The sequence below is a fragment of the Streptomyces sp. NPDC056580 genome, from assembly GCF_042793175.1.
Taxonomy (GTDB): Bacteria; Actinomycetota; Actinomycetes; order Streptomycetales; family Streptomycetaceae; genus Streptomyces.
Genome location: NZ_JBHTVE010000003.1, coordinates 432,546 through 456,222, shown reverse-complemented (window position 1 = coordinate 456,222; position 23,677 = coordinate 432,546). Strand labels below are relative to the sequence as shown.

General features: G+C 73.2%; 21 protein-coding genes and 1 riboswitch. Of the genes, 15 read left to right on the top strand and 6 right to left on the bottom strand.

The window, feature by feature from the left end; all coding sequences use genetic code 11:
* Positions 1-104: 104 nt before the first annotated feature.
* The 4 genes from ACFQ9Z_RS08485 (at position 105) to ACFQ9Z_RS08470 (ending at position 4,955) form a co-directional block, all read left to right on the top strand.
* Positions 105-1,499 carry a M16 family metallopeptidase gene (locus tag ACFQ9Z_RS08485; RefSeq protein WP_383012834.1) on the top strand — a complete coding sequence of 465 codons (1,395 nt, stop codon included), beginning with the start codon at positions 105-107 and terminating at the stop codon, positions 1,497-1,499.
* Positions 1,496-2,884 (top strand): M16 family metallopeptidase, encoded by a 1,389-nt coding sequence (locus tag ACFQ9Z_RS08480; RefSeq protein WP_383012831.1) that lies wholly within the window; start codon positions 1,496-1,498, stop codon positions 2,882-2,884. The genes ACFQ9Z_RS08485 and ACFQ9Z_RS08480 overlap by 4 nt, the downstream gene beginning before the upstream one ends.
* A 243-nt stretch (positions 2,885-3,127) precedes the next feature.
* Positions 3,128-3,291: riboswitch (cyclic di-AMP (ydaO/yuaA leader) on the top strand.
* 12 nt (positions 3,292-3,303) lie between these two features.
* Positions 3,304-4,059, top strand: coding sequence for a M23 family metallopeptidase (locus ACFQ9Z_RS08475; RefSeq protein WP_383012828.1), 756 nt, complete (start codon positions 3,304-3,306; stop codon positions 4,057-4,059).
* A 200-nt stretch (positions 4,060-4,259) separates the two neighbouring features.
* Positions 4,260-4,955, top strand: a complete 696-nt coding sequence (locus tag ACFQ9Z_RS08470; protein ID WP_383012825.1) for a GntR family transcriptional regulator — start codon at positions 4,260-4,262, stop codon at positions 4,953-4,955.
* A 150-nt stretch (positions 4,956-5,105) separates the two neighbouring features.
* On the opposite strand, the gene ACFQ9Z_RS08465 is transcribed toward ACFQ9Z_RS08470, so the two are convergent.
* On the bottom strand, positions 5,106-5,387 hold the full coding sequence (locus ACFQ9Z_RS08465) for an HPr family phosphocarrier protein (RefSeq protein WP_383012822.1): 282 nt from the start codon (positions 5,385-5,387) through the stop codon (positions 5,106-5,108).
* Between the two features lie 176 nt (positions 5,388-5,563).
* Between ACFQ9Z_RS08465 and ACFQ9Z_RS08460 the strand changes: the two genes are divergently transcribed.
* From ACFQ9Z_RS08460 to ACFQ9Z_RS08445, 4 genes are all read left to right on the top strand, one after another.
* Complete coding sequence (locus ACFQ9Z_RS08460) at positions 5,564-8,503, top strand: GNAT family N-acetyltransferase (RefSeq protein ID WP_383012820.1); 2,940 nt, start codon at positions 5,564-5,566, stop codon at positions 8,501-8,503.
* Positions 8,504-8,808: 305 nt separating this feature from the next.
* The gene (locus tag ACFQ9Z_RS08455; protein WP_383012817.1) at positions 8,809-9,405 is read left to right on the top strand and encodes a DUF5998 family protein; all 597 of its coding nucleotides are present in this window, start codon (positions 8,809-8,811) and stop codon (positions 9,403-9,405) included.
* Positions 9,405-10,595, top strand: coding sequence for an alkaline phosphatase family protein (locus tag ACFQ9Z_RS08450; protein WP_383012814.1), 1,191 nt, complete (start codon positions 9,405-9,407; stop codon positions 10,593-10,595). The genes ACFQ9Z_RS08455 and ACFQ9Z_RS08450 overlap by 1 nt, the downstream gene beginning before the upstream one ends.
* Positions 10,596-10,635: 40 nt before the next feature.
* Positions 10,636-11,286: a thymidine kinase gene (locus ACFQ9Z_RS08445; RefSeq protein WP_358936626.1), complete on the top strand. Its 651-nt coding sequence runs from the start codon at positions 10,636-10,638 to the stop codon at positions 11,284-11,286.
* 26 nt (positions 11,287-11,312) lie between these two features.
* Here ACFQ9Z_RS08445 and ACFQ9Z_RS08440 read toward each other — a convergent pair whose 3' ends face one another.
* Positions 11,313-12,104: a VOC family protein gene (locus tag ACFQ9Z_RS08440; protein WP_383012810.1), complete on the bottom strand. Its 792-nt coding sequence runs from the start codon at positions 12,102-12,104 to the stop codon at positions 11,313-11,315.
* A gap of 313 nt (positions 12,105-12,417) precedes the next feature.
* On the opposite strand from ACFQ9Z_RS08440, the gene ACFQ9Z_RS08435 reads away from it, so the two are divergent.
* Complete coding sequence (locus ACFQ9Z_RS08435) at positions 12,418-13,269, top strand: sulfurtransferase (RefSeq protein ID WP_383012807.1); 852 nt, start codon at positions 12,418-12,420, stop codon at positions 13,267-13,269.
* A gap of 87 nt (positions 13,270-13,356) precedes the next feature.
* Here the strand turns inward: ACFQ9Z_RS08435 and sepH are convergent, their stop codons facing one another.
* The 3 genes from sepH to ACFQ9Z_RS08420 all read right to left on the bottom strand — a co-directional run bounded on the left by sepH (position 13,357) and on the right by ACFQ9Z_RS08420 (position 17,317).
* Positions 13,357-14,397 (bottom strand): septation protein SepH, encoded by a 1,041-nt coding sequence (gene sepH, locus ACFQ9Z_RS08430; RefSeq protein ID WP_365294558.1) that lies wholly within the window; start codon positions 14,395-14,397, stop codon positions 13,357-13,359.
* 402 nt (positions 14,398-14,799) lie between these two features.
* A complete protein-coding gene (locus tag ACFQ9Z_RS08425) occupies positions 14,800-16,119 on the bottom strand; it encodes a D-arabinono-1,4-lactone oxidase (RefSeq protein ID WP_383012802.1) in 1,320 nt (439 codons plus the stop codon).
* The gene (locus tag ACFQ9Z_RS08420; RefSeq protein WP_383012799.1) at positions 16,079-17,317 is read right to left on the bottom strand and encodes an MFS transporter; all 1,239 of its coding nucleotides are present in this window, start codon (positions 17,315-17,317) and stop codon (positions 16,079-16,081) included. Before ACFQ9Z_RS08420 ends, ACFQ9Z_RS08425 begins: the two co-directional genes overlap by 41 nt.
* Before the next feature lie 194 nt (positions 17,318-17,511).
* Between ACFQ9Z_RS08420 and ACFQ9Z_RS08415 the strand changes: the two genes are divergently transcribed.
* Positions 17,512-18,639 (top strand): ferrochelatase, encoded by a 1,128-nt coding sequence (locus tag ACFQ9Z_RS08415; protein WP_383012796.1) that lies wholly within the window; start codon positions 17,512-17,514, stop codon positions 18,637-18,639.
* Positions 18,640-18,647: 8 nt separating this feature from the next.
* Positions 18,648-19,463, top strand: coding sequence for an inositol monophosphatase family protein (locus ACFQ9Z_RS08410; protein WP_281294870.1), 816 nt, complete (start codon positions 18,648-18,650; stop codon positions 19,461-19,463).
* A 106-nt stretch (positions 19,464-19,569) separates the two neighbouring features.
* On the opposite strand, the gene ACFQ9Z_RS08405 is transcribed toward ACFQ9Z_RS08410, so the two are convergent.
* Positions 19,570-19,734: a hypothetical protein gene (locus ACFQ9Z_RS08405; RefSeq protein WP_383012792.1), complete on the bottom strand. Its 165-nt coding sequence runs from the start codon at positions 19,732-19,734 to the stop codon at positions 19,570-19,572.
* A 416-nt stretch (positions 19,735-20,150) separates the two neighbouring features.
* Here ACFQ9Z_RS08405 and ACFQ9Z_RS08400 point away from each other — a divergent pair, with 416 nt between their 5' ends.
* The 4 genes from ACFQ9Z_RS08400 to ACFQ9Z_RS08385 all read left to right on the top strand — a co-directional run bounded on the left by ACFQ9Z_RS08400 (position 20,151) and on the right by ACFQ9Z_RS08385 (position 23,675).
* The gene (locus tag ACFQ9Z_RS08400) at positions 20,151-20,804 is read left to right on the top strand and encodes a response regulator transcription factor (RefSeq protein WP_003993508.1); all 654 of its coding nucleotides are present in this window, start codon (positions 20,151-20,153) and stop codon (positions 20,802-20,804) included.
* Positions 20,805-20,810: 6 nt separating this feature from the next.
* Positions 20,811-22,055, top strand: coding sequence for a sensor histidine kinase (locus ACFQ9Z_RS08395; RefSeq protein WP_383012789.1), 1,245 nt, complete (start codon positions 20,811-20,813; stop codon positions 22,053-22,055).
* Between the two features lie 392 nt (positions 22,056-22,447).
* On the top strand, positions 22,448-22,744 hold the full coding sequence (locus tag ACFQ9Z_RS08390; RefSeq protein WP_005481602.1) for a DUF4193 domain-containing protein: 297 nt from the start codon (positions 22,448-22,450) through the stop codon (positions 22,742-22,744).
* Positions 22,745-22,757: 13 nt separating this feature from the next.
* A complete protein-coding gene (locus tag ACFQ9Z_RS08385; RefSeq protein WP_383012786.1) occupies positions 22,758-23,675 on the top strand; it encodes a hypothetical protein in 918 nt (305 codons plus the stop codon).
* The last annotated feature ends 2 nt before the right edge of the window (positions 23,676-23,677 follow it).

The window sequence follows — 23,677 nt, the reverse complement described above, 5'->3', positions numbered from 1 at the left end:
TCCGGCGGGAACTTCGCCGAGGCCGCGCACGCTTGCATACAGTGGCAGGACCGGCAGGAAAACCGCGGTTTCCATCAACCGCCTCCGCTCGCGAAGGGACGTACATGCCCATGGGTCACACGACCACAGCCGAGGCAGGCTCCGGGGGCCTGACAGCGACCGAGCACCGCCTGGCCAACGGTCTTCGCGTGGTGCTCTCCGAGGACCACCTGACTCCGGTGGCGGCGGTCTGCCTGTGGTACGACGTCGGCTCCCGCCACGAAGTCAAGGGGCGTACCGGCCTGGCTCACCTCTTCGAGCACCTGATGTTCCAGGGTTCCGCGCAGGTGACGGGCAACGGCCACTTCGAGCTGGTGCAGGGCGCCGGCGGCTCGCTGAACGGCACCACGAGCTTCGAGCGCACCAACTACTTCGAGACCATGCCGGCCCACCAGCTCGAGCTCGCGCTCTGGCTCGAGGCCGACCGCATGGGCTCCCTGCTGGCCGCCCTGGACGAGGAGTCCATGGAGAACCAGCGGGACGTCGTCAAGAACGAGCGCCGCCAGCGCTACGACAACGTTCCCTACGGCACCGCCTTCGAGAAGCTGACCGCCCTGGTCTACCCGGAGGGCCACCCCTACCACCACACGCCGATCGGCTCCATGGCGGACCTGGACGCGGCCACCCTGGAGGACGCGCGCCAGTTCTTCCGCACCTACTACGCGCCCAACAACGCGGTGCTGTCCGTGGTCGGCGACATCGACCCCAAGCAGACCCTCGCCTGGATCGAGAAGTACTTCGGCTCCATCCCCGGCCACGACGGCAAGCCCGCGCCCCGCGACGGCTCGCTGCCGGAGGTCATCGGCGGCCAGCTGCGCGAGGTCGTCGAGGAGGAGGTCCCGGCGCGCGCCCTGATGGCCGCCTACCGGCTCCCGCACGACGGCACCCGCGAGGCGGACGCGGCGGACCTGGCCCTGACCGTCCTCGGCGGCGGCGAGTCCTCCCGGCTCTACAACCGGCTGGTGCGCCGCGACCGTACGGCCGTCGCGGCCGGCTTCGGCCTGCTGCGGCTGGCCGGCGCGCCCTCGCTCGGCTGGCTGGACGTGAAGACCTCCGGCGACGTCGAGGTGCCGGTGATCGAGGCCGCGATCGACGAGGAGCTGGCCCGGTTCGCCGAGGAGGGCCCCACGCCCGAGGAGATGGAGCGCGCCCAGGCCCAGCTCGAGCGCGAGTGGCTGGACCGGCTGGGCACGGTCGCCGGCCGCGCCGACGAACTGTGCCGGTTCGCCGTACTGTTCGGCGACCCGCAGCTCGCCCTGACGGCCGTCGAGCGCGTCCTGGAGGTGACCCCCGAGCAGGTGCAGGCGGTCGCCAAGGCACGCCTGCGCCCGGACAACCGCGCCGTCCTCGTGTACGAGCCCAAGTCCCCGGAGACCGTCGAGGACGCAGACGTCCCCGAGGACCCGGAGGCGGAGGCGACCGTGGAGGGCCGACACGACAACGAGGAGACGGCCAAGTGAGCGAGCTCGCCCCGATGGACTTCCACCCCCAGCCGCAGCCGGGCGAGGCCAGGCCCTGGGCGTTCCCGGCCCCCGACCGCGACACGCTGGACAACGGCCTCACCGTGCTGCGCTGCCAACGCCCCGGCCAGCAGGTCGTCGCCGTCGAGGTGCTGCTCGACGCGCCCCTGGACGCAGAGCCGGCCGGTCTGGACGGCGTCGCCACGATCATGGCGCGGGCCTTCTCCGAGGGCACCGACAAGCACTCGGCCGAGGAGTACGCCGCCGAGCTGGAGCGGGCCGGAGCCACGCTCGACGCGCACGCCGACCACCCCGGCGTCCGGCTCAGCCTCGAGGTGCCGGCCTCCCGCCTGGCCAAGGGCCTGGGCCTGCTCGCCGACGCCCTGCGCGCCCCCGCGTTCGCCGCGAGCGAGGTCGAACGCCTGGTGCGCAACCGGCTGGACGAGATCCCGCACGAGCTGGCCAACCCCTCGCGCCGGGCCGCGAAGGAGCTCTCCAAGGAACTGTTCCCGGCCACCGCGCGCATGTCGCGGCCGCGCCAGGGCACCGAGGAGACGGTCGAGAAGATCGACGCGGCCGCGGTGCGCGCCTTCTACGACCGGCACGTGCGTCCCGCCACGGCGACCGTCGTCGTGGTCGGCGACCTCACCGGCACCGACCTGGACGCCCTGCTCACCGACACCCTGGGCGCATGGTCCGGCACCGCCGCCGAGCCGCGTCCGGTGCCGCCGGTGACCGCCGACGACACCGGCCGTGTCGTCATCGTCGACCGGCCCGGCGCCGTCCAGACGCAGCTGCTCATCGGCCGGATCGGCCCCGACCGGCACGACCGGGTGTGGCCCGCCCAGGTGCTCGGCACCTACTGCCTCGGCGGCACGCTCACCTCCCGGCTGGACCGCGTCCTGCGCGAGGAGAAGGGCTACACCTACGGCGTGCGCGCCTTCGGGCAGGTCCTGCGGTCCGCCCCGGACGGCACCGGCGCCGCGATGCTCGCCATCAGCGGCTCCGTGGACACCCCGAACACCGGTCCGGCGCTCGACGACCTGTGGAAGGTACTGCGCACCCTCGCGGCCGAGGGCCTGACCGACGCCGAGCGGGACGTCGCCGTGCAGAACCTGGTCGGCGTGGCGCCGCTGAAGTACGAGACCGCGGCGGCCGTCGCGAGCACCCTGGCCGACCAGGTCGAGCAGCACCTGCCCGACGACTTCCAGGCGACGCTGTATCAGCAGCTCGCGGCCACCGGCACGGTGGAGGCCACCGCGGCGGTCGTCAGCGCCTTCCCGGTGGACGGCCTGGTGACCGTCCTCGTCGGTGACGCGTCGCAGATCAAGGAGCCCGTGCGGGCGCTCGGCATCGGCGAAGTCACCGTCGTCGCCGCCGAGTAGGGCCGGACGGTCACACGCGCGCGGGGGACCCGGCGGCCGACGGGCCGTCAGGTCCCCTTCGCGTACGCGGCCCTTCCCGAAACGGGTGAGCCGCCTTTGTTCCAATGTCCGAATTGAGGCGGAGGTTGCCTGTCTGCCCTGTGGGATGCGCTACAAAAGCCCGGATTCGTTTGGGCGCCGGAGACCGGGCCGCTTAGCGTCTTCCGGGCTGTCCGTCAGGCAGTGCGCCGCACCCGCGGCACCGGACAGCCATCGCCGAGTCCCCGTACGGCGCGAGCCAGGGGAGCCGGGGACCCATCGTGATCCCTGGGGTGAATCGGACGCCCGCGCGCGAGCGAGGGGGTCCGTAGGAGACCTTCCTGCTCCGAACCCGTCAGCTAACCCGGTAGGCGAGAGGGAAGGAAAGGACCAGCCACTTCATGGCGTTCATGTGCGCCTCCGGGAAGCACCGCAAGCCCGGCCGCGTCAAGCGCACCACCGCTCAGGCGGCGGGTGTCGCCGCCCTCACCACCACCGGTGTCATCGGCACCCTCGCCGCCTCCCCGGCGTTCGCCGCGGAGAAGCCGGTCGAGCAGAGCGGCCTCACCCCGGTCATCACCGTCAGCGACGAGGTCGCCGCGCAGATCGACGAGCAGGCCGCCGCCCAGACCCGGGCCGCCGAGCAGAAGGCGGCCGAGGAGGCCGCCGCCAAGGCGGCCGTCGAGGAGGCGAAGAAGGAGCGCGCGGCCGCAGCCCGCGCCGCCCGTGAGGCCGAGCGCAAGCGCCTGAACGCGTTCGTCGCCCCGATCGTGCACTCGTACGTCTCCACGGCCTACCAGGCCAGCAGCTCCCTGTGGTCGTCCGGCTCGCACACGGGCATCGACTTCCACGCCGCCAGCGGCACCTCGGTGCACGCGGTCGGCGCCGGCACCGTCGTCTCCACCGGCTGGGGCGGGGCGTACGGCAACCAGATCGTGATCCGGATGGCCGACGGCATGTACACCCAGTACGGCCACCTGTCGTCCATCGGCGTCACGGTGGGCCAGAAGGTGATCCCCGGCCAGCAGATCGCCCTGTCCGGCGCGACCGGCAACGTCACCGGCCCGCACCTGCACTTCGAGGCGCGCACCACCCCCGAGTACGGCTCCGACGTGGACCCCGTCGCCTATCTCCGCAAGCACGGCGTGCACGTCTGACATCTCGCCGCACGCAACCGAAAGCCCCGGCTCGCCGAGCCGGGGCTTTCGCCGTTTTCCCCGGTGCCCACCGGACCCGCTGTCCAAAAAACAGGCATGGATTCCGGCCCGCCGTCGGAAATTCCACGGCATTGGAATAGAGTCACAGGTCAACACGTCCATCGTCGGCGTTTCACGGGGATTGAAGGCGGAGGTCGGTCATGCGTATTCCGGCGCACACGGTGTGCACCGCGATCCGGGACGACATCGTCGCCGGTGTCCACGAGCGCGGCGGCCGGCTCACCGAGGAAGTCCTGGCCCGCCGTTACGGCGTCTCGCGCGTCCCCGTCCGCGAGGCCCTGCGCACCCTGGAGGCGGAGGGCTTCGTGGTGACGCGCAGGCACGCCGGCGCGTGCGTGGCCGAGCCGACCGAGCAGGAGGCCGCCGACCTGCTGGAGATGCGCGTGCTGCTGGAGCCGCTCGGCGCCTCCCGGGCCGCCCAGCGGCGCACCGAGGCCCATCTGAAGGTGCTGCGCGGCCTGGTCAAGCTGGGTCAGGAGCGGGCCAGGCGGGGCAACAGCGAGGATCTGCGCGCGCTGGGCGGCTGGTTCCACGAGACGCTCGCCCAGGCCTCGGGCAGCCCCTCGCTGACGTCGGCGCTGACGCAGTTGCGGCACAAGATCGCCTGGATGTACGCGGTGGCGGCCCCGCCGAGCCCGGTGGACCTGTGGGCCGAGCACGGCGCGATCGCGGACGCGGTGGCGCGCGGCGACGGCGAACGCGCGCGTGCGATCACGGCCCTGCACACCGAGCGGACGACGGCCGCGCACCGGCTGCGTTTTTCCGGGGGCGGGGCCGGCCCGGACCGTGTGAGGACTTCGCAACATGCCGTAAACATGTCGGGCCCACGGCATTAACACGGGCGCCGTATACAAAGAGGAGGTAATTCGGCGGCGGGTTGTTCTCGCTGCCCGGATTTCCGGCTCCTCTTGAATGTCCGGTGAAATGCCTGAGCCGTGTCACCCGGAAAGGGCGGCACGGCTCAGGAATTGTCGGCGAGCCGGCGGTCAGACCGTCTCGGGCAGCTCCTCGAGGCCCTCGGCGACCAGCTTGGCCAGCCGGTCGAGCGCGGCGTCCGCGCCCTCGGCGTCGGAGGCGAGGACGATCTCCTCCCCGCCCTGGGCGCCCAGACCCAGGACGGCCAGCATGGAGGCCGCGTTGACGGGGTCGCCCCCGGCCTTGGCGATCGTCACCGGGACGCCTGTGGCCGTGGCGGCTCGGACGAAGATGGAGGCGGGGCGGGCGTGGAGGCCCTCGGCCCAGCCGATGTTGACGCGGCGCTCAGCCATGTGTTGCTGCCCTTCGGTGTTCAGGTTGTCTAGACCAGTTTCCCATATCGCGAAGCATGCCCCGCGCGGTCCCGTGTCCCGCCGGGGTGTTTCGCCTGACCGCGGCCTCGGTCCGGCTGTCGTCCCCCACAGACTGCCTCGCGACGCCGTCCGACGCGAGCCGTACCCTGGGGCCCATGCAGAGCCCGGCGGACCGGCAGGACCGGCACGAGTACCCCGCCCACTGGGAGGCGGACGTGGTGCTGCGCGACGGGGGCACCGCGCGCATCAGGCCCATCACCGTCGACGACGCCGACCGCCTGGTCAGTTTCTACGAGCAGGTCTCGGACGAGTCCAAGTACTACCGCTTCTTCGCGCCCTACCCACGCCTGTCCGCCAAGGACGTCCACCGCTTCACGCACCACGACTTCGTGGACCGGGTGGGACTCGCGGCCACCGTCGGCGGCGAGTTCATCGCAACCGTACGCTACGACCGCATCGGCACCGACGGCATGCCCTCCTCCGCGCCCGCCGACGAGGCCGAGGTCGCCTTCCTGGTCCAGGACGCCCACCAGGGCCGCGGGGTCGCCTCCGCGCTGCTGGAGCACGTCGCGGCCGTCGCCCGCGAGCGGGGCATCCGGCGCTTCGCCGCCGAGGTGCTGCCCGCCAACACCAAGATGATCAAGGTGTTCACGGACGCCGGGTACACCCAGAAACGCAGCTTCGAGGACGGCGTCGTACGCCTGGAGTTCGACCTCGAGCCCACCGACCGCTCGGTCGCCGTCCAGCTCGCGCGCGAGCAGCGCGCCGAGGCGCGCTCGGTGCGCCGGCTGCTGGCGCCCGGCTCCGTCGCCGTCGTAGGCGTCGGCCGCGCGCCCGGCGGCGTCGGCCGCAGCGTCCTCGGCAACATCCGGGAGGCCGGCTATCCGGGTCGGCTGCACGCCGTCAACAAGGCGTTCCCCGAGGACGTCGACCAGGTCGACGGGGTGCCCGCGCACCGCTCGGTGCGGGAGATCGCGGAGCCCGTGGACCTCGCCGTCGTCGCCGTCCCGGCCGAGCACGTGCCCGCGGTCGTCGACGAGTGCGGCGAACACGGGGTGCAGGGGCTCGTGGTGCTGTCCGCCGGGTACGCCGAGAGCGGGCCCGAGGGGCGCGAGCGGCAGCGGGCCCTGGTGCGGCAGGCGCGCGCGTACGGCATGCGGATCATCGGCCCCAACGCCTTCGGGATCATCAACACCGCGCCCGGGATCCGGCTGAACGCCTCACTGGCCCCCGAGATGCCCCGGCCCGGCCGCATCGGGCTGTTCTCCCAGTCCGGCGCCATCGGCATCGCCCTGCTGTCCCGGCTGCACCGGCGCGGGGGAGGGGTCACGGGCGTCACGGGCGTCTCCACCTTCGTGTCGTCCGGCAACCGGGCCGACGTCTCCGGCAACGACGTCCTCCAGTACTGGTACGACGACCCCGACACCGACGTCGTCCTCATGTACCTGGAGACCATCGGCAACCCCCGCAAGTTCAACCGCCTCGCCCGGCGCACGGCCGCGGCCAAACCACTGGTCGTGGTGCAGAGCGCGGGATCCGCGCCGCAGGGCCACGCGGTACGGGCCACGCGGCTGCCGCCCGCGACCGTGTCCGCGCTCCTCCGGCAGGCCGGCGTCATCCGGGTCGACACGATCACCGAGCTGGTCGACGCGGGCCTGCTGCTGGCCCGGCAGCCGCTGCCCGCCGGGCCCCGGGTGGCCATCCTCGGCAACTCCGAGTCGCTGGGCCTGCTGACGTACGACCGCTGCCTCGCGGAGGGACTGCGGCCCTCGCCGCCGCTGGACCTGACGACCGGCGCGACGGCGGAGGACTTCCACCGCGCGCTGTCCCGGGCGCTGGCCGACGACACGTGCGACGCGGTCGTGGTCACGGCGATCCCGGCCATCGGGGAGGGCTCGCCGGGCGACGCGGAACTGGCGGAGGCGCTGCGGTCTGCGGCGGCCGGGACGCCCGGCAAGCCCGTGCTGGTGGTGCACGTGGAACTCGGCGGGCTCGCGCAGGCGTTGTCGGCCGCGGCGAGCACGGCCCCGCAGGCGCCTGGCGCCACGAACGCCGTGCCCCGGCCCGCCCGGGCACTGGGCACCGCGGACGGCACCGGCCCGTCGAGCCCCGACCGGCGGCCGCCCGACGTGGCGCCCGGCGCTCCCGAGACGCCCGCGGCGGCAGAGGGCCCCGCAGCGGCAGAGGTGCCCGCCGCTCCCGAGGCGCCGGCCTCTCAGCCGGGGGACGGAACCCGCCTCATCCCCGCCTACCCGGCCGCCGAGCGCGCCGTCCGCGCCCTGGCCGAGGCGGTGAAGTACGGGCAGTGGCGCCGCGACGCCACCGACCCCGGCAAGGTCCCGGAGTACGACGACATCGACGAGAAGGGCGCCGCCGAGCTGATCGGCGTCCTTCTCGAACGCGGCCAGGGACTCACCCTCGGCGAGGCGGAGACCTGCGAGCTGCTCGGCAAGTACGGCGTCCCGGTCCGCCGCGCCCTGCCCGCGCCCACCCCCGACGCGGCCGCCGAGGCCGCCCGCACCCTCGGCTACCCGGTGGCCCTCAAGGCCACCGCCCCGCACCTGCGGCACCGGGCCGACCTCGGCGGGGTGCGCCTCGACCTGGCGGACGAGGAGCAGCTGCGCCGCTCGTACGCCGAGCTGACCGGGCTGTTCGGCAAGCCCGACGAGCTGCGGCCGGTGGTGCAGGGCATGGCGCCCAGGGGCGTCGACACGGTCGTACGCGCGGTGATCGACCCGGCGGCCGGCGCCGTGCTGTCCTTCGGACTCGCCGGGGCCGCCTCGCAACTGCTCGACGACACCGCGCACCGCCTGGTCCCGGTCACCGACCGGGAGGCGACCTCGCTGGTGCGCTCCATCCGCACCGCACCGCTGCTGTTCGGCTGGCGCGGCTCCGCACCCGTGGACACCCCCGCGCTCGAGCGGCTGCTGCTGCGCGTGTCCCGGCTGGTGGACGACCACCCCGAGGTGGTCGCCGTCACCCTGGAGCCGGTCGTCGTCGCCCAGCGGGGCGTGAGCGTCCTCGGCGCCACCGTGCGCCTCGCGCCGCCGCCCGCCCGCGACGACCACGGCCCGCGCACCATGCCGGCGTACTGAGCGGGGGAGCGCCGGGCCCCAGGGCCTGTCTGACGATTCCCGCCGGGCCCGCGACGCCTGGCGCCGCACCTCGCCGCGTTGTCGGGTGCGCCCAGGTGCGTCCAGTACGAGGGCGACCCTCCGCCTTGCGATGCACGGCACCGGACGCCGCGGGCTGATCCGACGCGAATCGTCGGAAAGGCCCTAGGGACGGGGGCGCGGCCGGGCCGTCCGCCGGGGCCCGCGGCACGGCGCCCGCGCGCGGGCGGGCCGGGCCGTCGCGGGTGGCGGCGACTGGCCCGGACCGCCCTTGCCCACGGATTAGGATGGACGCCATGGCCAAGACCAGTACGACGACCCAGGGGCTGCGCGCGGCGATCGAGCGCAGCGGCTACTACCCGGCCCTCGTGGCCGAGGCGGTGGAGGCCGCAGTGGGCGGCGAACCCATCCGGTCGTACCTGGTCCACCAGGAGACGACGTTCGACCAGAACGAGGTCCGCCGGCACGTGACCGTGCTGGTCCTCACCGGCAACCGCTTCATCGTCAGCCACACCGACGAGCAGGCCGCCGACACCACCTCCCCGACGCCGTACGCCACCACCTCCACGGAGTCCGTGAAACTCGGCCGGATCTCGTCCGTCGTGGTCAGCCGGGTGGTCGCCAACCCGGAGCAGTACAAGCCCGGCACCCTGCCCCGCGAGATCGTGCTGACCATCGGCTGGGGCGCGGTCAGCCGCATCGACCTGGAGCCCGCCGCCTGCGGCGACCCCAACTGCGAGGCCGACCACGGCTACACGGGCAGCTCCACGGCGGACGACCTCAGCCTGCGGGTGAGCGAGGCCGGCGACGGCCCCGAGACGGTGCGCCAGGCGCTCGCCTTCGCCCAGGCCATCTCCGAGGCGACCGCGGACATCACGCGCTGATGGCGCAGCTGCCCGCCTGGGACCACCCGGAGCCCCTCGCCCTGGACACCGCGCCGCTGCCCCAGTACGGCAGCGGCTCGCTCGCCGACCTGCTGCCCACCCTGGCCGCGGGCCTCGGCGTCCCCGGCATGACCGCCACGATCGGGGAACTGACCCCGGCCGACCGGGTCTGCGTCTTCCTGGTCGACGGGCTCGGCTGGGAGCAGCTCAGGGCGCACCCCGAGGAGGCGCCCTTCCTCAACTCGCTGCTCGGCAGCTCGCGCGGCGGCACCGGCCGCCCGCTCACCGCCGGCTACCCGGCCACCACCGCGACCTCCCTGGCCTCCGTCGGCACCGGTCTGCCGCCCGGCGCGCACGGCCTGCCCGGCTACACCGTGCGCAACCCCGACACCGGCGAGCTGATGAACCAGCTCCGCTGGCAGCCGTGGGCCCCGCCCCGCCCCTGGCAGCCGTACCCCACGGTGTTCCAACTGGCCCACGACGCCGGTGTGCACGCCGCCCAGGTGTCCTCGCCCACCTTCGCGAGCACTCCGCTGACCAAGGTCGCGCTGAGCGGCGGCACCTTCCACGGCAGGCTCACCGGCGAGGACCGCATGGACCTTGCGGCCGAGCAACTGGCCGCCGGCGACCGCTCGCTGGTGTACACCTACTACGCCGAGCTGGACGGCGCCGGGCACCGCTACGGCGTCGCCTCCGACACCTGGCGCGGCCAGCTCATGTACGTCGACCGGCTCGCCCAGCGCCTCGCCGAGCAGCTCCCGCCGCGCAGCGCGCTGTACGTCACCGCCGACCACGGCATGGTCGACGTGCCGTTCGACGAGGAGCACCGCATCGACTTCGACGAGGACTGGGAGCTGGGCGCCGGCGTCGCCCTGCTCGGCGGCGAGGGCCGGGCGCGGCACGTGTACGCGGTGCCGGGCGCCGAGGCCGACGTGCTGACCGTCTGGCGCGAGGTGCTCGGCGAGCAGTTCTGGGTGGCCTCGCGGGACGAGGCGATCGAGGCCGGCTGGTTCGGGCCGGGCGTCGACGAGCGCGTGTACGCCCGGCTCGGCGACGTGATCGCGGCCGCGCACGACGACGTCCTGGTCATCGCCTCCCGGCGGGAGCCCAAGGAATCGGCGCTGGTCGGCAACCACGGCTCGATGACCCCCGCCGAGCAGCTCGTCCCGCTGCTCGAAGTACGCTCCTGAAACCCCCTGCCCGACCCCGCCGAAAGGTGCTCATCCCCTCATGCCCGAGCTGGTGTTCTTCTCCGGAACCATGGACTGCGGGAAGTCGACCCTGGCTCTGCAGATCGAGCACAACCGCTCCACGCGCGGCCTCGTCGGCGTGATCTTCACCCGGGACGACCGCGCGGGCGAGGGCAAGCTGTCGTCCCGGCTGGGCCTGGTCACCGACGCGGTGGAGGTCGAGGACGGCCAGGACCTGTACGCCTACCTCGTCGACCACCTCTCCCAGGGCGGCCGGGCGGACTACGTCATCGCGGACGAGGCGCAGTTCCTCGCGCCGGAGCAGATCGACCAGCTCGCGCGCGTGGTGGACGACCTCGGCCTGGACGTCTACGCGTTCGGCATCACCACCGACTTCCGCTCCAAGCTCTTCCCCGGCTCCCAGCGCCTCGTGGAACTGGCCGACCGCATAGAGGTCCTCCAGGTCGAGGCCCTGTGCTGGTGCGGCGCACGCGCCACCCACAACGCCCGCACGGTGGGCGGCGAGATGGTCGTGGAGGGCGCCCAGGTGGTCGTCGGCGACGTCAACCACGCGGCGGGCGAGATCGGCTACGAGGTGCTGTGCCGCCGCCACCACCGCCGCCGCATGACCGCCGCGACCTCCCGCGCGGCGGCCCTGTCCCCGGACGTGCTGCCGGTCACGGCGGACTGACCCCGGCGAGCGTCCCGCCGGCCGGCTCAGCGCGGCGCCTCGACCACGGAGAACACCGCCCCCTCCGGGTCCGCCACCGTGGCGACCCGGCCGTGCGGGGTGTCGTGGGGCGCGGCGAGGACGCGGCCGCCGAGTTCGGTGACCTGGAGCAGCGTTTCCCCGGTGTCGGCGACCTGGAAGTACGTCAGCCAGTGGGCGCCGCGGTCGCCGGGCAGGGCGTGGCCCAGGCCGCTCAGGCCGGCCACCGGACGGCCGCCGGCGCGCAGGGTGACGTGGTCGCGGCCGGCGGAGACCTCCGGCTCCTCCTCGTAGCCGAAGACCGTCTCGTAGAACTTGGCGACGACGGACGTCTCGTAGGTGAGCAGCTCGTTCCAGACGGGGGTGCCCGGGACGCCGCCGATCGCCGTGCCGAGGTGGGCCGCGCCCAGCCAGATGCCGAACACCGCCCCGGAGGGGTCGGCGGCGATGGCCATCCGCCCGGACTCGGCCGCGTCCAGCGGGCCCACGGCGACCGTGCCGCCGCACAGCCGGACCTGGTCGGCCGTGGCGTCCACGTCCCTGGAGGCGAAGTACGGCGTCCAGGCGACCGGCAGCCGGCGGTCCGGCGGCAGGTGGCCGATGCCGGCCACCTGGTGGCCGTCGAGCAGCGCCCGCACGTAGGGGCCGAGCTGCTGCGGGCCGGGCCGGAACTCCCAGCCGAACAGGGCCCCGTAGAACCTCTCGGTCACGGCCGGCCCGTGCACCATCAGGCTCACCCAGCAGGGTGTCCCGGGCGCACGCCGTTCCTGCGGGCCGGCCGGCTCCCGTGCCTCGGTCATCCGTCACTCTCTCCCCGGCCCTCACGGGGGCCGTGTCGCTTCCGCTCGCCGGAAGGGGTGTGCCGCCGGCGCGCGGGCACCCGCGCCGGGGCCCGCGTCCTTCGGGGTGCCGCACGCCGGGCCGCGCCGGCCGCCCGGGGCACCGGGAAGGATGCCTGCTCCGCCGTCTCCCGCCGCTGCTTCACGACGGCCGGCGAGTGTCCGACATTTGTACAGTGCGTGCCCGGTCCCGTACGCCGGGTGATCGGACCTGCCCGGCGGGAGAGTAGCCGTACCTGGACGCCGCGGCCACCCCTGACGTAAGGATGACGCCATGACAGCCATCATCAGCGCGACCGAACTGGCCCACGAGATCGAGGGGGGCAGCCCGCCCGTCCTGCTGGACGTGCGCTGGCGGCTCAGCCTCGCGAAGGCGACGGGCGAACCGGAGTTCGACGGCCGGGCCGAGTACGCGGCCGGGCACATCCCCGGCGCGGTCTTCGTCGACCTGGACCGGGAACTGGCCTCGGCCCCCGGCGAGCGTGGCCGCCATCCGCTGCCGGACCTGGCCGAGTTCGGCGCGGCCATGCGCCGCGCGGGCGTGTCGACCGGCCGCCCGGTCGTCGTCTACGACGGCGGGGTGGGCTGGGCCGCCGCGCGCGCGTGGTGGCTGCTGCGCTGGACGGGTCACCCGGACGTGCGGTGCCTCGACGGCGGGTTGCCGGCCTGGCAGGGCCCGCTGTCGACCGTGACGCCGGCTCCCGCCGAGGGCGACTTCCGGCCCGCGCCGGATCCGGCCGGGCTGCTGGACGCGGACCAGGCGGCCGCGCTGGCCGGCTCGGGCGTGCTGCTGGACGCGCGCGCGGGGGAGCGGTACCGCGGTGAGGTGGAGCCCATCGACCGGGTCGGCGGGCACATCCCGGGCGCCGTGTCGGCCCCGACGACGGAGAACGTGGGGCCGGACGGCCGGTTCCTGCCCGCCGCTGACCTGCGGGACCGCTTCAAGGCCCTGGGCGTCTCCACGGACGTTCCGGTGGGCGTCTACTGCGGCTCGGGCGTGTCGGCCGCCCAGGAGGTGCTGGCGCTCGCGGTCGCGGGCATTCCGGCGGCCCTGTACGTCGGTTCCTGGTCGGAGTGGTCCTCGGACCCGTCCCGTCCGGTGGCGGTGGGCCCGGGCCCGCGGTAGGCGGAGACGGCCGAAATGGGTGGCACGCGCGCGTGCCACCCATTCATCGCACGGTCGTACGAGGGCTCACAGGGCCGTACAGCGGGTTCACTCCTGCTTCTTGCGCCGCGTGCCGAACACGATCTCGTCCCAGCTCGGTACCGCCGCGCGCCGGCCGGGGCGGACGCCGTCGGCCTCGGCCTGGCGGTCGGTGGAGCCGATGAGCCGGTCCCGGTGGCTGCCCACCGAGCGCGGCATGAGGACGTCCGCGTAGGCGGACCCGGCCGACGCCGCGGGCGCCGGGGGCTCCTCCTCCTCGATGTCCTCGGGCGGCTCCTCCGAGACCTCGACCGGCCGCTCCGGGACCACCAGGTCGCCCCGGAAGCTCGGCACCGCCTCCAGCAGGCTGGTCAGCGAGTCGCGTTCGCCGGTGCTCTCCTCGGCGGGCTCGGACGCCTGCGCGGGCAGGCTCGGCCGCTCCCGGTCGCTGCGCTCCAGGGCACGGTCCATGCCCCGGTCGCGCGGCAGCCGGGCGATGCGCGGCACGAACGGGAAGCTCGGCTCCGGCACCGCGAGGTCGTCGGACTCGCCGATCAGCGAGCGCGCCTCCTCGTCGACGGCCTGGACGAGCCGCCGGGGCGGGTCGTACGTCCAGCTCGCCGAGTGCGGTTCGCCCGCGACCCGGTAGACGAGCAGGACCTCCCAGGTGCCGTCGTCGCGGCGCCAGGAGTCCCACTGCACGGTGTCCTTGTCTGCGCCGCGCAGCAGCAGCCGCTCCTGGACGGCCTCGCCGAGCAGCGGACCGGAGTTCTCGCCCGGCCTGCGCACCGGGGTCTTACGGGCGCGCTCGGCCATGAAGGCGCGCTCGGCCAGCACCGGTCCCTCGAAGCGCCGGACCCGGTCGACCGGGATGCCGGCGAGCTGGGCGACCTCTTCGGCGGTGGCGCCGGCCCGTATACGCGCCTGGATGTCACGGGGGCGGAGATGGCTCTCCACCTCGATCTCGATCTGGCCGAGCCGGGGGCGGTCGCCGCGGACGGCGGCACGCAGCCGCTCGTCGATCGGAAGTGTGTACTCCGTTGCGTCGGCAGCCTTGAGCACCAGCCGTGTGCCGTCATTGGAGACGGCCACGACACGCAGTTCGGGCATGGGGACCTCCCGGGTGGTGCCTGCCGACGTCACGTGCGTCGCTGCTTCCGCTAGTCGAGTGTGGCCTGCCCGGGTGCAGCCTGCCACAACCTTGCCGAGTTGCCCGGCGTGTCGGGCGCGGGCCCCGGACCGCCGTTATGGCACGGTTACCTGTTCGCAACGCTAAGTGACCAACTCCGTCACCCTGTGCAACTAGCCCCCTCCCGGCGGTCCTGCAAGGTCACGGACAGCCTGGTGGGAGACCGGACCCAGGGCTCGCAACAGTACTCCATTTGGACCATGTGCGTGGATGGGCGCGCCGCCCAACTTCTCGCAAGGAGTGCGACTTGGCCCTTCGGTACCGGGCTGTGGCGATCTTGGAGGTGGCGAACTTCACTTACTCCCCGGAAACGGAACTAATCGCTACGCTCCCAGAACCCGCCTCAAGTAGTCGTTCTGGAACAGGCGTTCCGGGTCGAGCCGGTCGCGCAGCGCCGTGAACTCGGCGAAGCGCGGATACACCCTGGAGAAGTACTCCGCGTCCCGCGTGTGCACCTTCCCCCAGTGCGGCCGGCCCTCGTGCGCGGTGAAGACGCGCTCGGCGGCGGTGAAGTAGGCCTGGTACGGCGTGCCCCGGAACATGTGCACGGCGATGTACGCGCTGTCCCGGCCGGAGGCGGTGGACAGGGTGATGTCGTCGGCCGGGGCGGTGCGCACCTCGACCGGGAAGCTGACGCGCAGTCCGGAGCGGTCGACCATGGCCTTCAGCTCGCGCAGCGTGTCCACCAGGGCCGCGCGCGGGACGGCGTACTCCATCTCCACGAAGCGCACCCGGCGCGGCGAGGTGAAGACCTTGTACGGGATGTCCGTGTAAGTCCGCGCGGACAGCGCCCTGCTGGAGATCCGCGCGATCGCGGGGACGGTGGCCGGGGCCGCGCGGCCGACCCACTGGGCCACCTGGAAGACGCCGTTGGAGAGGAACTCGTCCTCGAACCAGCCGGCGAGCTGCCCCACCGGCTGCTCCGGGCCCGCGCTGCGGTTGTTGCGCTTGGTGTTGGTGTTGCCGGTGTGCGGGAACCAGTAGAACTCGAAGTGCTCGTTCTCCGCCCACAGTTGGTCGAACTCGGCGACGACCCGGTCGAAGGGCATCGGTTCCTCGCGCGCGGTGAGCAGGAACAAGGGCTCCACGGCGAAGGTGATCGCCGTGACGACGCCGAGGGCGCCGAGGCCGATGCGGGCGGCCGCGAAGACCTCCGGGTTCTCCTTCGCGGAGCAGGTGAGCACCGAGCCGTCGGCCGTCACCAGCTCGAGGCCCCTGATCTGGGCGGCTATCGAGGCCGACTCGCGGCCCGTGCCGTGGGTGCCGGTGCTGGTGGCGCCGGAGACCGTCTGCTCCATGATGTCGCCCATGTTGGTGAGCGACAGCCCCTCGCGCGCCAGGGCCGCGTTGAGCCTCTTGAGCGGGGTGCCGGCCTCGACCGTGACGGTCATGGCCTCCCGGTCGATGCCGCGTATGCCGGTCAGCAGCCGCGGACGGATCAGCACGCCGTCCGTGGCGGCTATGGACGTGAAGGAGTGCCCGGTGCCGACCGCCTTCACCTTCAGGCCGTCCTCGGCCGCCCGGCGCACCGCCGCGGCCAGTTCCTCCACCGAGGCCGGCGCCACCTCGCGCGCGGGACGGGCGGAGACGTTGCCGCCCCAGTTACGCCAGGTTCCGCTCCTCGCGCTCGACGTGGTGCTCAACGACGCCTCCCCGACCGACGGCCGGCCTGCGCAGCCGGCGGTACCCGAGGAAACCGACCGCGACCGCGACGGCCCCGGACACGGCCGGAACCCCGTACCCGGCGCGCGCCCCGGCTGCGTCGATCACCCAGCCGGCCACGGAGGAGCCGAGCGCGACGCCGACCGCGAGGCCGGTGCTCACCCAGGTCATGCCCTCGGTGAGCTGCGCGCGAGGTACGTGCTCTTCGATGAGGGACATCGTCGTGATCATCGTCGGCGCGATGGCCAGTCCCGCAACGAACAGCGCCACGGCCAGAAGCGGCAGGTTTCCGACCAGTAGGAGGGGGATCATACTCACGGCCATGGCCGACACGCCCAGGAGCCAGCGGCGTTCCGGCGCCCCGGCGAACCGCATCAGCCCGAAGACGACCCCGGCCGCGCAGGATCCGGCCGCGTACAGCGCGAGGACGAGGCTCGCCGCGGCCTTGTGGCCGCGTTCGTCGGCGAAGGCGACGGTGACCACGTCGACCGCCCCGAAGATCGTGCCGGTGGCCGCGAAGGTGGCCACCAGCACCTGGAGGCCGGGCGAGCGCAGCGCGCTGCCGCCGCCGTGCTTCTCCCGCGGGTGCGGCTGCGGCTCGGTGGCGCGCTGCGAGGTCAGCCAGAAGACGCCGGCGGCCAGGAAGCACGCGGCCAGCAGGGGCCCCGCCTCCGGGAACCAGGCCGTGGACAGGCCGATGGAGATGATCGGCCCGAAGATGAAGCAGACCTCGTCGACGACCGACTCGAACGAGTAGGCGGTGTGCAGCTTCGGCGTCCCCCGGTACAGGGCCGCCCAGCGGGACCGGATCATCGCGCCCAGGCTCGGCACCGAGCCGATCCCGGCCGCGCAGACGAACAGCGTCCAGTCCGGCCCGCGGAGGTACGCGGCGAGCAGCAGCCCGGCGGCCGCCGTGAGCGCGACCAGGGTCGCCGGGCGCAGCACCCGGCGCTGCCCGTGCCGGTCCACCAGCCGGGATATCCGCGGCCCGATCGCGGCCGCGGACAGCGCGATGGTCGCGGACAGCGCGCCGGCCAGGCCGTAGCGGCCGGTGAGCTGCGAGACCATCGTGACCACGCCGATGCCCATCATCGACAGCGGCATCCGGCCGAGGAACCCCGCGGCGGAGAAGGCCTTGGTGCCTGGCTCGGCGAACAGGGCGCGGTAGGGGCTTGGCACGTGGACTCCGGGGCGGCTCGTAAGGCGCGAATGCGATCGGTACAGCTTACGAGTTAGGCAGCCCTAAGTGCACCCCGAAAACGGTCGGGGACCCCACCGCGGGCACAACCGGACAATCGCCCCGCCACCCCCCCGAACGCGGCTCATCACCCCGCCGTCCACCGGCTGCCGGCACCGGGTGGCAGGATCGAGTCATGCCAGACGCGCTCGATCCCACCCCGTACGACGCCCTGCTCCTGCTCTCCTTCGGCGGCCCCGAAGGCCCCGACGACGTGGTCCCGTTCCTGGAGAACGTCACGCGCGGGCGCGGCATCCCCAAGGAGCGCCTCAAGGAGGTCGGACAGCACTACTTCCTGTTCGGCGGGGTCAGCCCGATCAACGACCAGAACCGGCACCTGCTGAAGGCCCTGCGCGCGGACTTCGCCGAGCACGGCCTCGACCTGCCGGTCTACTGGGGCAACCGCAACTGGGCGCCGTACCTCACCGACACCCTGCGGCAGATGGCCGCCGACGGCCGCCGCCGCGTCCTGGTGCTCGCCACCAGCGCCTACGCCTCCTACTCGGGCTGCCGCCAGTACCGGGAGAACCTCGCCGACGCGCTGGCCGCCCTCCAGGAGGAGGGGGTGCGGGTTCCGGAGGTCGACAAGCTGCGGCACTACTTCAACCACCCCGGCTTCGTCGAGCCCATGATCGACGGCGTGCTGCGCTCCCTCGCCGACCTCCCCGACGACGTGCGCGACGGCGCCCACATCGCCTTCACCACCCACTCCATCCCCACCTCCGCCGCCGATGCCTCCGGCCCGGAAGAGGCCCACGGGGACGGCGGGGCGTACGTGGAGCAGCACCTGGACGTGGCCCGGCTGATCGCCGACGCGGTCCGCGAGCGCACCGGCGTCGAGCACCCCTGGCGGCTCGTCTACCAGTCCCGCTCCGGCGCCCCGCACATCCCCTGGCTGGAGCCGGACATCTGCGACCACCTTCAGGAGCGGCACGCCGTCGGCGTCCCGGCCGTCGTCATGGCGCCCATCGGCTTCGTCTCCGACCACATGGAGGTCCTCTACGACCTCGACACCGAGGCCACCGCCAAGGCCGCCGAGCTGGGCCTGCCGGTGCGCCGCTCGGCCACCGTGGGCGCCGACCCGCGGTTCGCGGGGGCCGTCCGCGAGCTGGTCCTGGAGCGGGCCGCCGCGGAACGCGGGCAGGACGTCACCAGGTGCGCCCTGGGCGCGCTCGGCCCAAGCCACGACCTGTGCCCCGTCGGCTGCTGCCCGGCCCGTGCGCCCCGTCCGGCCGCCGCCGGCGCCGACAGCCCCTTCGCCTGAGGAGACCCGTGACCGACCCCCTCCACCGGGAACTGCTGGAACTGGCCCGCGAGGCCGCCCGCCGGGCCGGTGAGCTGCTGCGCGACGGCCGTCCCGCCGACCTGGCGGTGGCCAGGACCAAGTCGAGCCCGATCGACGTCGTGACCGAGATGGACATCGCGGCCGAGAAGCTGATCACCGACCTGATCTCCGGGCGCCGGCCCGCGGACGGCTTCCTCGGCGAGGAGGGCGCCTCCGTCCAGGGCACCAGCGGCATCCGCTGGGTGATCGACCCGCTGGACGGCACGGTCAACTACCTCTACGGGCTGCCCACCTGGGCCGTGTCCGTCGCTGCCGAACAGGACGGCGAGACCGTCGTCGGCGTGGTCGCGGCGCCGATGCGCGGCGAGACGTACCACGCGGTCCGCGGCGGCGGGGCATGGGCGACGGGCGCGTGGGAGGGCGAGCGGGCGCTGTCCTGCCGTCCCGCGCCCCCGCTGGACCAGGCGCTGGTCTCGACCGGCTTCAACTACGTCGCCGGGGTCCGCGCCCACCAGGCCGAGGTGGCCGCCCGGCTCATCCCGCTGCTGCGGGACATCCGGCGCGGCGGCTCCGCCGCGGTCGACCTGTGCGACGTGGCCTGCGGCCGGCTGGACGGCTACTACGAGCGCGGACTGCACGCCTGGGACGTGGCTGCGGGGGACCTGATCGCCCGGGAGGCGGGCGCGCTGACCGGTGGACGCCCCGGAGAGCGCCCCACGGGCGATCTGACGGTCGCGGGCACCCCGGGCGTCTTCGAGCCCCTCCAGCGGCTGCTGGAGGACTTCGGAGCCTGGCACGACTAGTCCGCGTCCGCGCGGGAAGGCGTGCACAGGGTGCTGGACGAGCGGGACCCCCGGCGCTGGATTCGCCGGGGGTCCCGTTCCTGCCGCGCGGGTCGGATCGGCCGCGTTACGCGCCTACCTGCACACCGTGCTCGGCGGCGAGGCGGCGCAGGTCGTCGAGTTCGGCCAGCTCCACCTCCACGAGGAAGTCGTCGCCCTCGTCGCGAGCACGCGACAGGTCGGACTCGGTCGTCTTTATGCGCTGCAGAAGTCCTGCGGTGAATGCGTCCATGCTGCGCCCCCTCGTCCTGGGTCGTGGGTCGGGTGGCACGGGGGTGTGCCGTACGGAGGGAACGATCACGTCTGCCGCGGGTGCCCAGCGCAGCCCGGCCGGGCGGCGACGGTGCCGGACACCCGCGCCCACTCTGCGAGGCGGATGGCGATGTACCGCATGGTGCTGCGGCACATGCAGAGCGTGATCGCGGGATGTACATGGCGTCCTCCCCCCGGTCCGCTCCCGGGAAACCTCCGCCGCCGCAGAAAATCCCGCGTTCCCGCGCCGCGGCCCCGGTCCCTGCGGCCGCGGACCCCGTCTTACAGCCGACTTATGGCCGAAAAGGGCAGGATGGAGGTCACATCCCACGGACACCCCTGCCCGCGCGCGCCTGACCGCGCGCTTTCGCGGGTGGACACAGGAAGGACAGCGACGTGCGCGTACTCGTCGTCGAGGACGAGCAACTGCTCGCCGATGCGGTGGCCACCGGCCTGCGCCGGGAGGCCATGGCCGTCGACGTCGTGTACGACGGTGCGGCCGCCCTGGAGCGCATCGGCGTCAACGACTACGACGTGGTCGTCCTCGACCGCGACCTCCCGCTCGTGCACGGCGACGACGTCTGCCGCAAGATCGTGGAGCTGGGCATGCCCACGCGCGTGCTCATGCTCACCGCCTCGGGCGACGTCAGCGACCGTGTCGAGGGCCTGGAGATCGGCGCCGACGACTATCTCCCCAAGCCGTTCGCGTTCAGCGAGCTGATCGCGCGCGTGCGGGCCCTCGGGCGCCGTACGAGCGTGCCCCTGCCGCCGGTCCTGGAGCGGGCCGGAATCAAGCTGGACCCCAACCGCCGCGAGGTCTTCCGCGACGGCAAGGAGGTCCAGCTCGCACCCAAGGAGTTCGCGGTGCTGGAGGTGCTCATGCGCAGCGAGGGCGCGGTGGTCTCCGCCGAGCAGCTCCTGGAGAAGGCCTGGGACGAGAACACCGACCCGTTCACCAACGTCGTGCGCGTGACCGTCATGACGCTGCGCCGCAAGCTCGGCGAGCCGCCGGTGATCGTCACCGTCCCCGGCTCCGGCTACCGGATCTGATCCGCCGTGGCCACGACTCCCGCGCCGCCCCAGGCGCCCCCGAAACCCACCTGGGACCCCCGCAGGCCGCAGCCCACCTTCCCGTGGCTGCGCCCGACCATCCGGATACGGCTCACGCTGCTGTACGGCGGCATGTTCCTGATCGCCGGCATCCTGCTGCTGTCGATCATCTACCTGCTGGCCGCCCAGGCCATCACCAACGGCAACGCGCCGCTGTTCAAGATCGTCAGCTTCCAGGAGCTGAAGGTCTCCAGCGACAACTGCCCCGCGATCACCAACCAGGTCCCGCTCGCCGACTTCAACGACGCGATCAGCCGGTGCGCCGACCACCAGCGCCAGGCGGCCCTGGACAACCTGCTCAGCCGCTCGCTGCTGGCCCTGCTGGGTCTCGCCGTGATCGCCTTCGCGTTCGGCTACGCGATGGCGGGCCGTGTGCTGTCCCCGCTCGGCCGGATCACCCGCACCGCGCGCCAGGTGGCCGGCTCGGACCTGTCCCGGCGGATCGAGCTGGACGGCCCGGACGACGAGCTGAAGGAGCTCGCGGACACCTTCGACGAGATGCTGGAGCGCCTGGAGCGGGCCTTCACCGCCCAGCAGCGCTTCGTCGGCAACGCCTCGCACGAGCTGCGCACCCCGCTGGCGATCAACCGGACGCTGCTCGAGGTGCACCTGTCCGACCCGGAGGCGCCGGTGGAGCTGCAGCAGCTCGGCAGGACGCTGCTGGCCACCAACGAGCGCAGCGAGCAGCTCGTGGAGGGCCTGCTGCTGCTCGCCCGCAGCGACAACCAGATCATCGAGCGCAAGCCGGTCGACCTGGCCGAGGTGGCCTCCCAGGCCATCGACCAGGTGCACGCCGAGGCCGAGGCCAAGGGCGTCGCCCTGCGCGGCGAGCGCAGGCCCGCGGTGGTGCAGGGCAACGGCGTGCTGCTGGAGCGGATCGCGCTGAACCTGGTCCAGAACGCGGTGCGCTACAACGTGGCCGAGGGCGGCTGGGTCGAGGTGACCACGGACGTGCAGCACGGACAGGCGGTGCTGACCGTCGCCAACACCGGGCCGGTGGTGCCGGCCTACGAGATCGACAACCTCTTCGAGCCCTTCAGACGGCTGCGCACGGAGCGCACGGGCAGCGACAAGGGGGTGGGCCTCGGCCTTTCCATCGTCCGGTCCGTGGCCCGCGCGCACGGGGGCCACATCGTGGCGACACCGCGCGAGGGCGGAGGTCTGGTGATGCGGGTCACCCTGCCGCTGTGACCGGATCCGACACACGCGGGGGTTGTTCGCTCCGCGCGGAATTTTTCCGCCCCCGTCGGTGGTTGATCCTGTGTGATCGATCACATGGGCGGATTTCCGGCCATGTACTCCGCGTGATCATGACACAGGGCGGAAAGCCGGGAAAATCCCAGTTTTCAGGGCTCGAGATCACGGGAAGTACACGGTGAGGCGCCTTTGAGGTGCCGCATTCGAACCGTGTACGGTCCTCACCGCCATCCAAGCCGATCACTCACGAGCGGCCGGCTCGGATGTCGATTGAGTAACAGACCTTGATGTGAGGCAAAATCTCCGCCTCAGGTCGGGCACAAGTCCGGCCTCTCACGCGTTACGTGCGCTGAAGACACCGCAGACACCCAGAGGGGGAGAGTGACATGGCCACCGATTACGACACTCCACGCAAGACCGACGACGACGTCGACTCGGACAGCCTTGAAGAGCTGAAGGCCCGCCGGAACGACAAGTCCACCTCCGCGGTGGACGTCGACGAGTTCGAGGCCGCAGAGGGCCTCGAGCTGCCGGGCGCAGACCTCTCGAACGAGGAACTCGCCGTCCGGGTGCTGCCCAAGCAGCAGGACGAGTTCACCTGCATGAGCTGCTTCCTGGTGCATCACCGCAGCCAGCTGGCCCGCGAGAAGAACGGCCAGCCGATCTGCCGCGACTGCGACTGAGGACGGGTCGGCCGTGACTGGCTCGACCCCTCCGCGGAAGCGCCGCTTCCCCCTGCGGGGAGCGGACAAGGGGCCGCACGGCGGCCCGCACGGTGCGCGTGACGACGAGCGGGGCTCATCCCCGGCGGGAGCCTCGCTCGAACCGGCGTCCGGCCGGGAGTACCACCCGCCGGAGCCGCAGCCCGCGCCCGTCGCCAGGCGACGGGCCGCGGTCGTGCGCGGCAAGGCCCGGGACCTGGCCCTGCAAGGGGCCCGAAGGGGCGGCAGCGGCGCCCGCGCGGGGCTGGCGTACATCGCGGACCGCATCCTCGACATCGCCCCGCGTGTGCCCGTACGCGACCTCGCCGCACTGCGCAGACAGTTCCCCGGCCTCGGGCCCGAGGAACTCGCCGACAAGCTGGTGGCGGGCGCGGCGGCCGGCACCTCGACGGTCGGGGCCGGCATCGGGGCGGCGGCCATGCTGCCGGTGCCGCCGGCCATGCCGACCGAACTGGCGACCGAGATCACCGGGGTCGCCGCGATCGAACTGAAGCTCATCGCCGAACTGCACGAGGTCTACGGGGTGCGGCCGCCGGGGAACCTCCGGGCCCGCAGCACCGTGTACCTGTCCTCCTGGACGGGGGAGCGCGGCATCAAGGTGAGCCAGCCGGCGACCGTCGACGCGGCCCTCGGCGGCCGGATGAAGCGCGAACTGCGCCGGCAGATCATGAAACGGATGGTCCGGAACCTGCCGAACCTCATGCCGTTCATGGTGGGCGCGGCGGTCGGCGCCGTCATGAACCGCCGGGACACCAGAAGGATCGCCGCACGGATCCGCGCGGACCTGCGGAAGGTCCAGGTGCCGTGGGAGGAGCTGCCCGAGCTGCCGCCGCTGGACGAACCCGAGCACCCGGTCAGGCTCGGCGACCTGTCCGCCGAGCCGGAGGACTGAGG

Excerpts from the sequence above, each read along its gene's own strand:
- ACFQ9Z_RS08470 (WP_383012825.1), top strand. The coding sequence starts at position 4,260 with ATGCGTATTCCGGCGCACACGGTGTGCACCGCGATCCGGGACGACATC.
- ACFQ9Z_RS08405 (WP_383012792.1), bottom strand. The coding sequence starts at position 19,734 with ATGGACGCATTCACCGCAGGACTTCTGCAGCGCATAAAGACGACCGAG.
- ACFQ9Z_RS08435 (WP_383012807.1), top strand. The coding sequence starts at position 12,418 with ATGACAGCCATCATCAGCGCGACCGAACTGGCCCACGAGATCGAGGGG.
- ACFQ9Z_RS08485 (WP_383012834.1), top strand. The coding sequence starts at position 105 with ATGCCCATGGGTCACACGACCACAGCCGAGGCAGGCTCCGGGGGCCTG.
- ACFQ9Z_RS08390 (WP_005481602.1), top strand. The coding sequence starts at position 22,448 with ATGGCCACCGATTACGACACTCCACGCAAGACCGACGACGACGTCGAC.
- ACFQ9Z_RS08455 (WP_383012817.1), top strand. The coding sequence starts at position 8,809 with ATGGACGCCATGGCCAAGACCAGTACGACGACCCAGGGGCTGCGCGCG.
- ACFQ9Z_RS08465 (WP_383012822.1), bottom strand. The coding sequence starts at position 5,387 with ATGGCTGAGCGCCGCGTCAACATCGGCTGGGCCGAGGGCCTCCACGCC.
- ACFQ9Z_RS08450 (WP_383012814.1), top strand. The coding sequence starts at position 9,405 with ATGGCGCAGCTGCCCGCCTGGGACCACCCGGAGCCCCTCGCCCTGGAC.
- ACFQ9Z_RS08415 (WP_383012796.1), top strand. The coding sequence starts at position 17,512 with ATGCCAGACGCGCTCGATCCCACCCCGTACGACGCCCTGCTCCTGCTC.
- ACFQ9Z_RS08445 (WP_358936626.1), top strand. The coding sequence starts at position 10,636 with ATGCCCGAGCTGGTGTTCTTCTCCGGAACCATGGACTGCGGGAAGTCG.
- sepH (WP_365294558.1), bottom strand. The coding sequence starts at position 14,397 with ATGCCCGAACTGCGTGTCGTGGCCGTCTCCAATGACGGCACACGGCTG.
- ACFQ9Z_RS08460 (WP_383012820.1), top strand. The coding sequence starts at position 5,564 with ATGCAGAGCCCGGCGGACCGGCAGGACCGGCACGAGTACCCCGCCCAC.
- ACFQ9Z_RS08475 (WP_383012828.1), top strand. The coding sequence starts at position 3,304 with ATGGCGTTCATGTGCGCCTCCGGGAAGCACCGCAAGCCCGGCCGCGTC.
- ACFQ9Z_RS08440 (WP_383012810.1), bottom strand. The coding sequence starts at position 12,104 with ATGACCGAGGCACGGGAGCCGGCCGGCCCGCAGGAACGGCGTGCGCCC.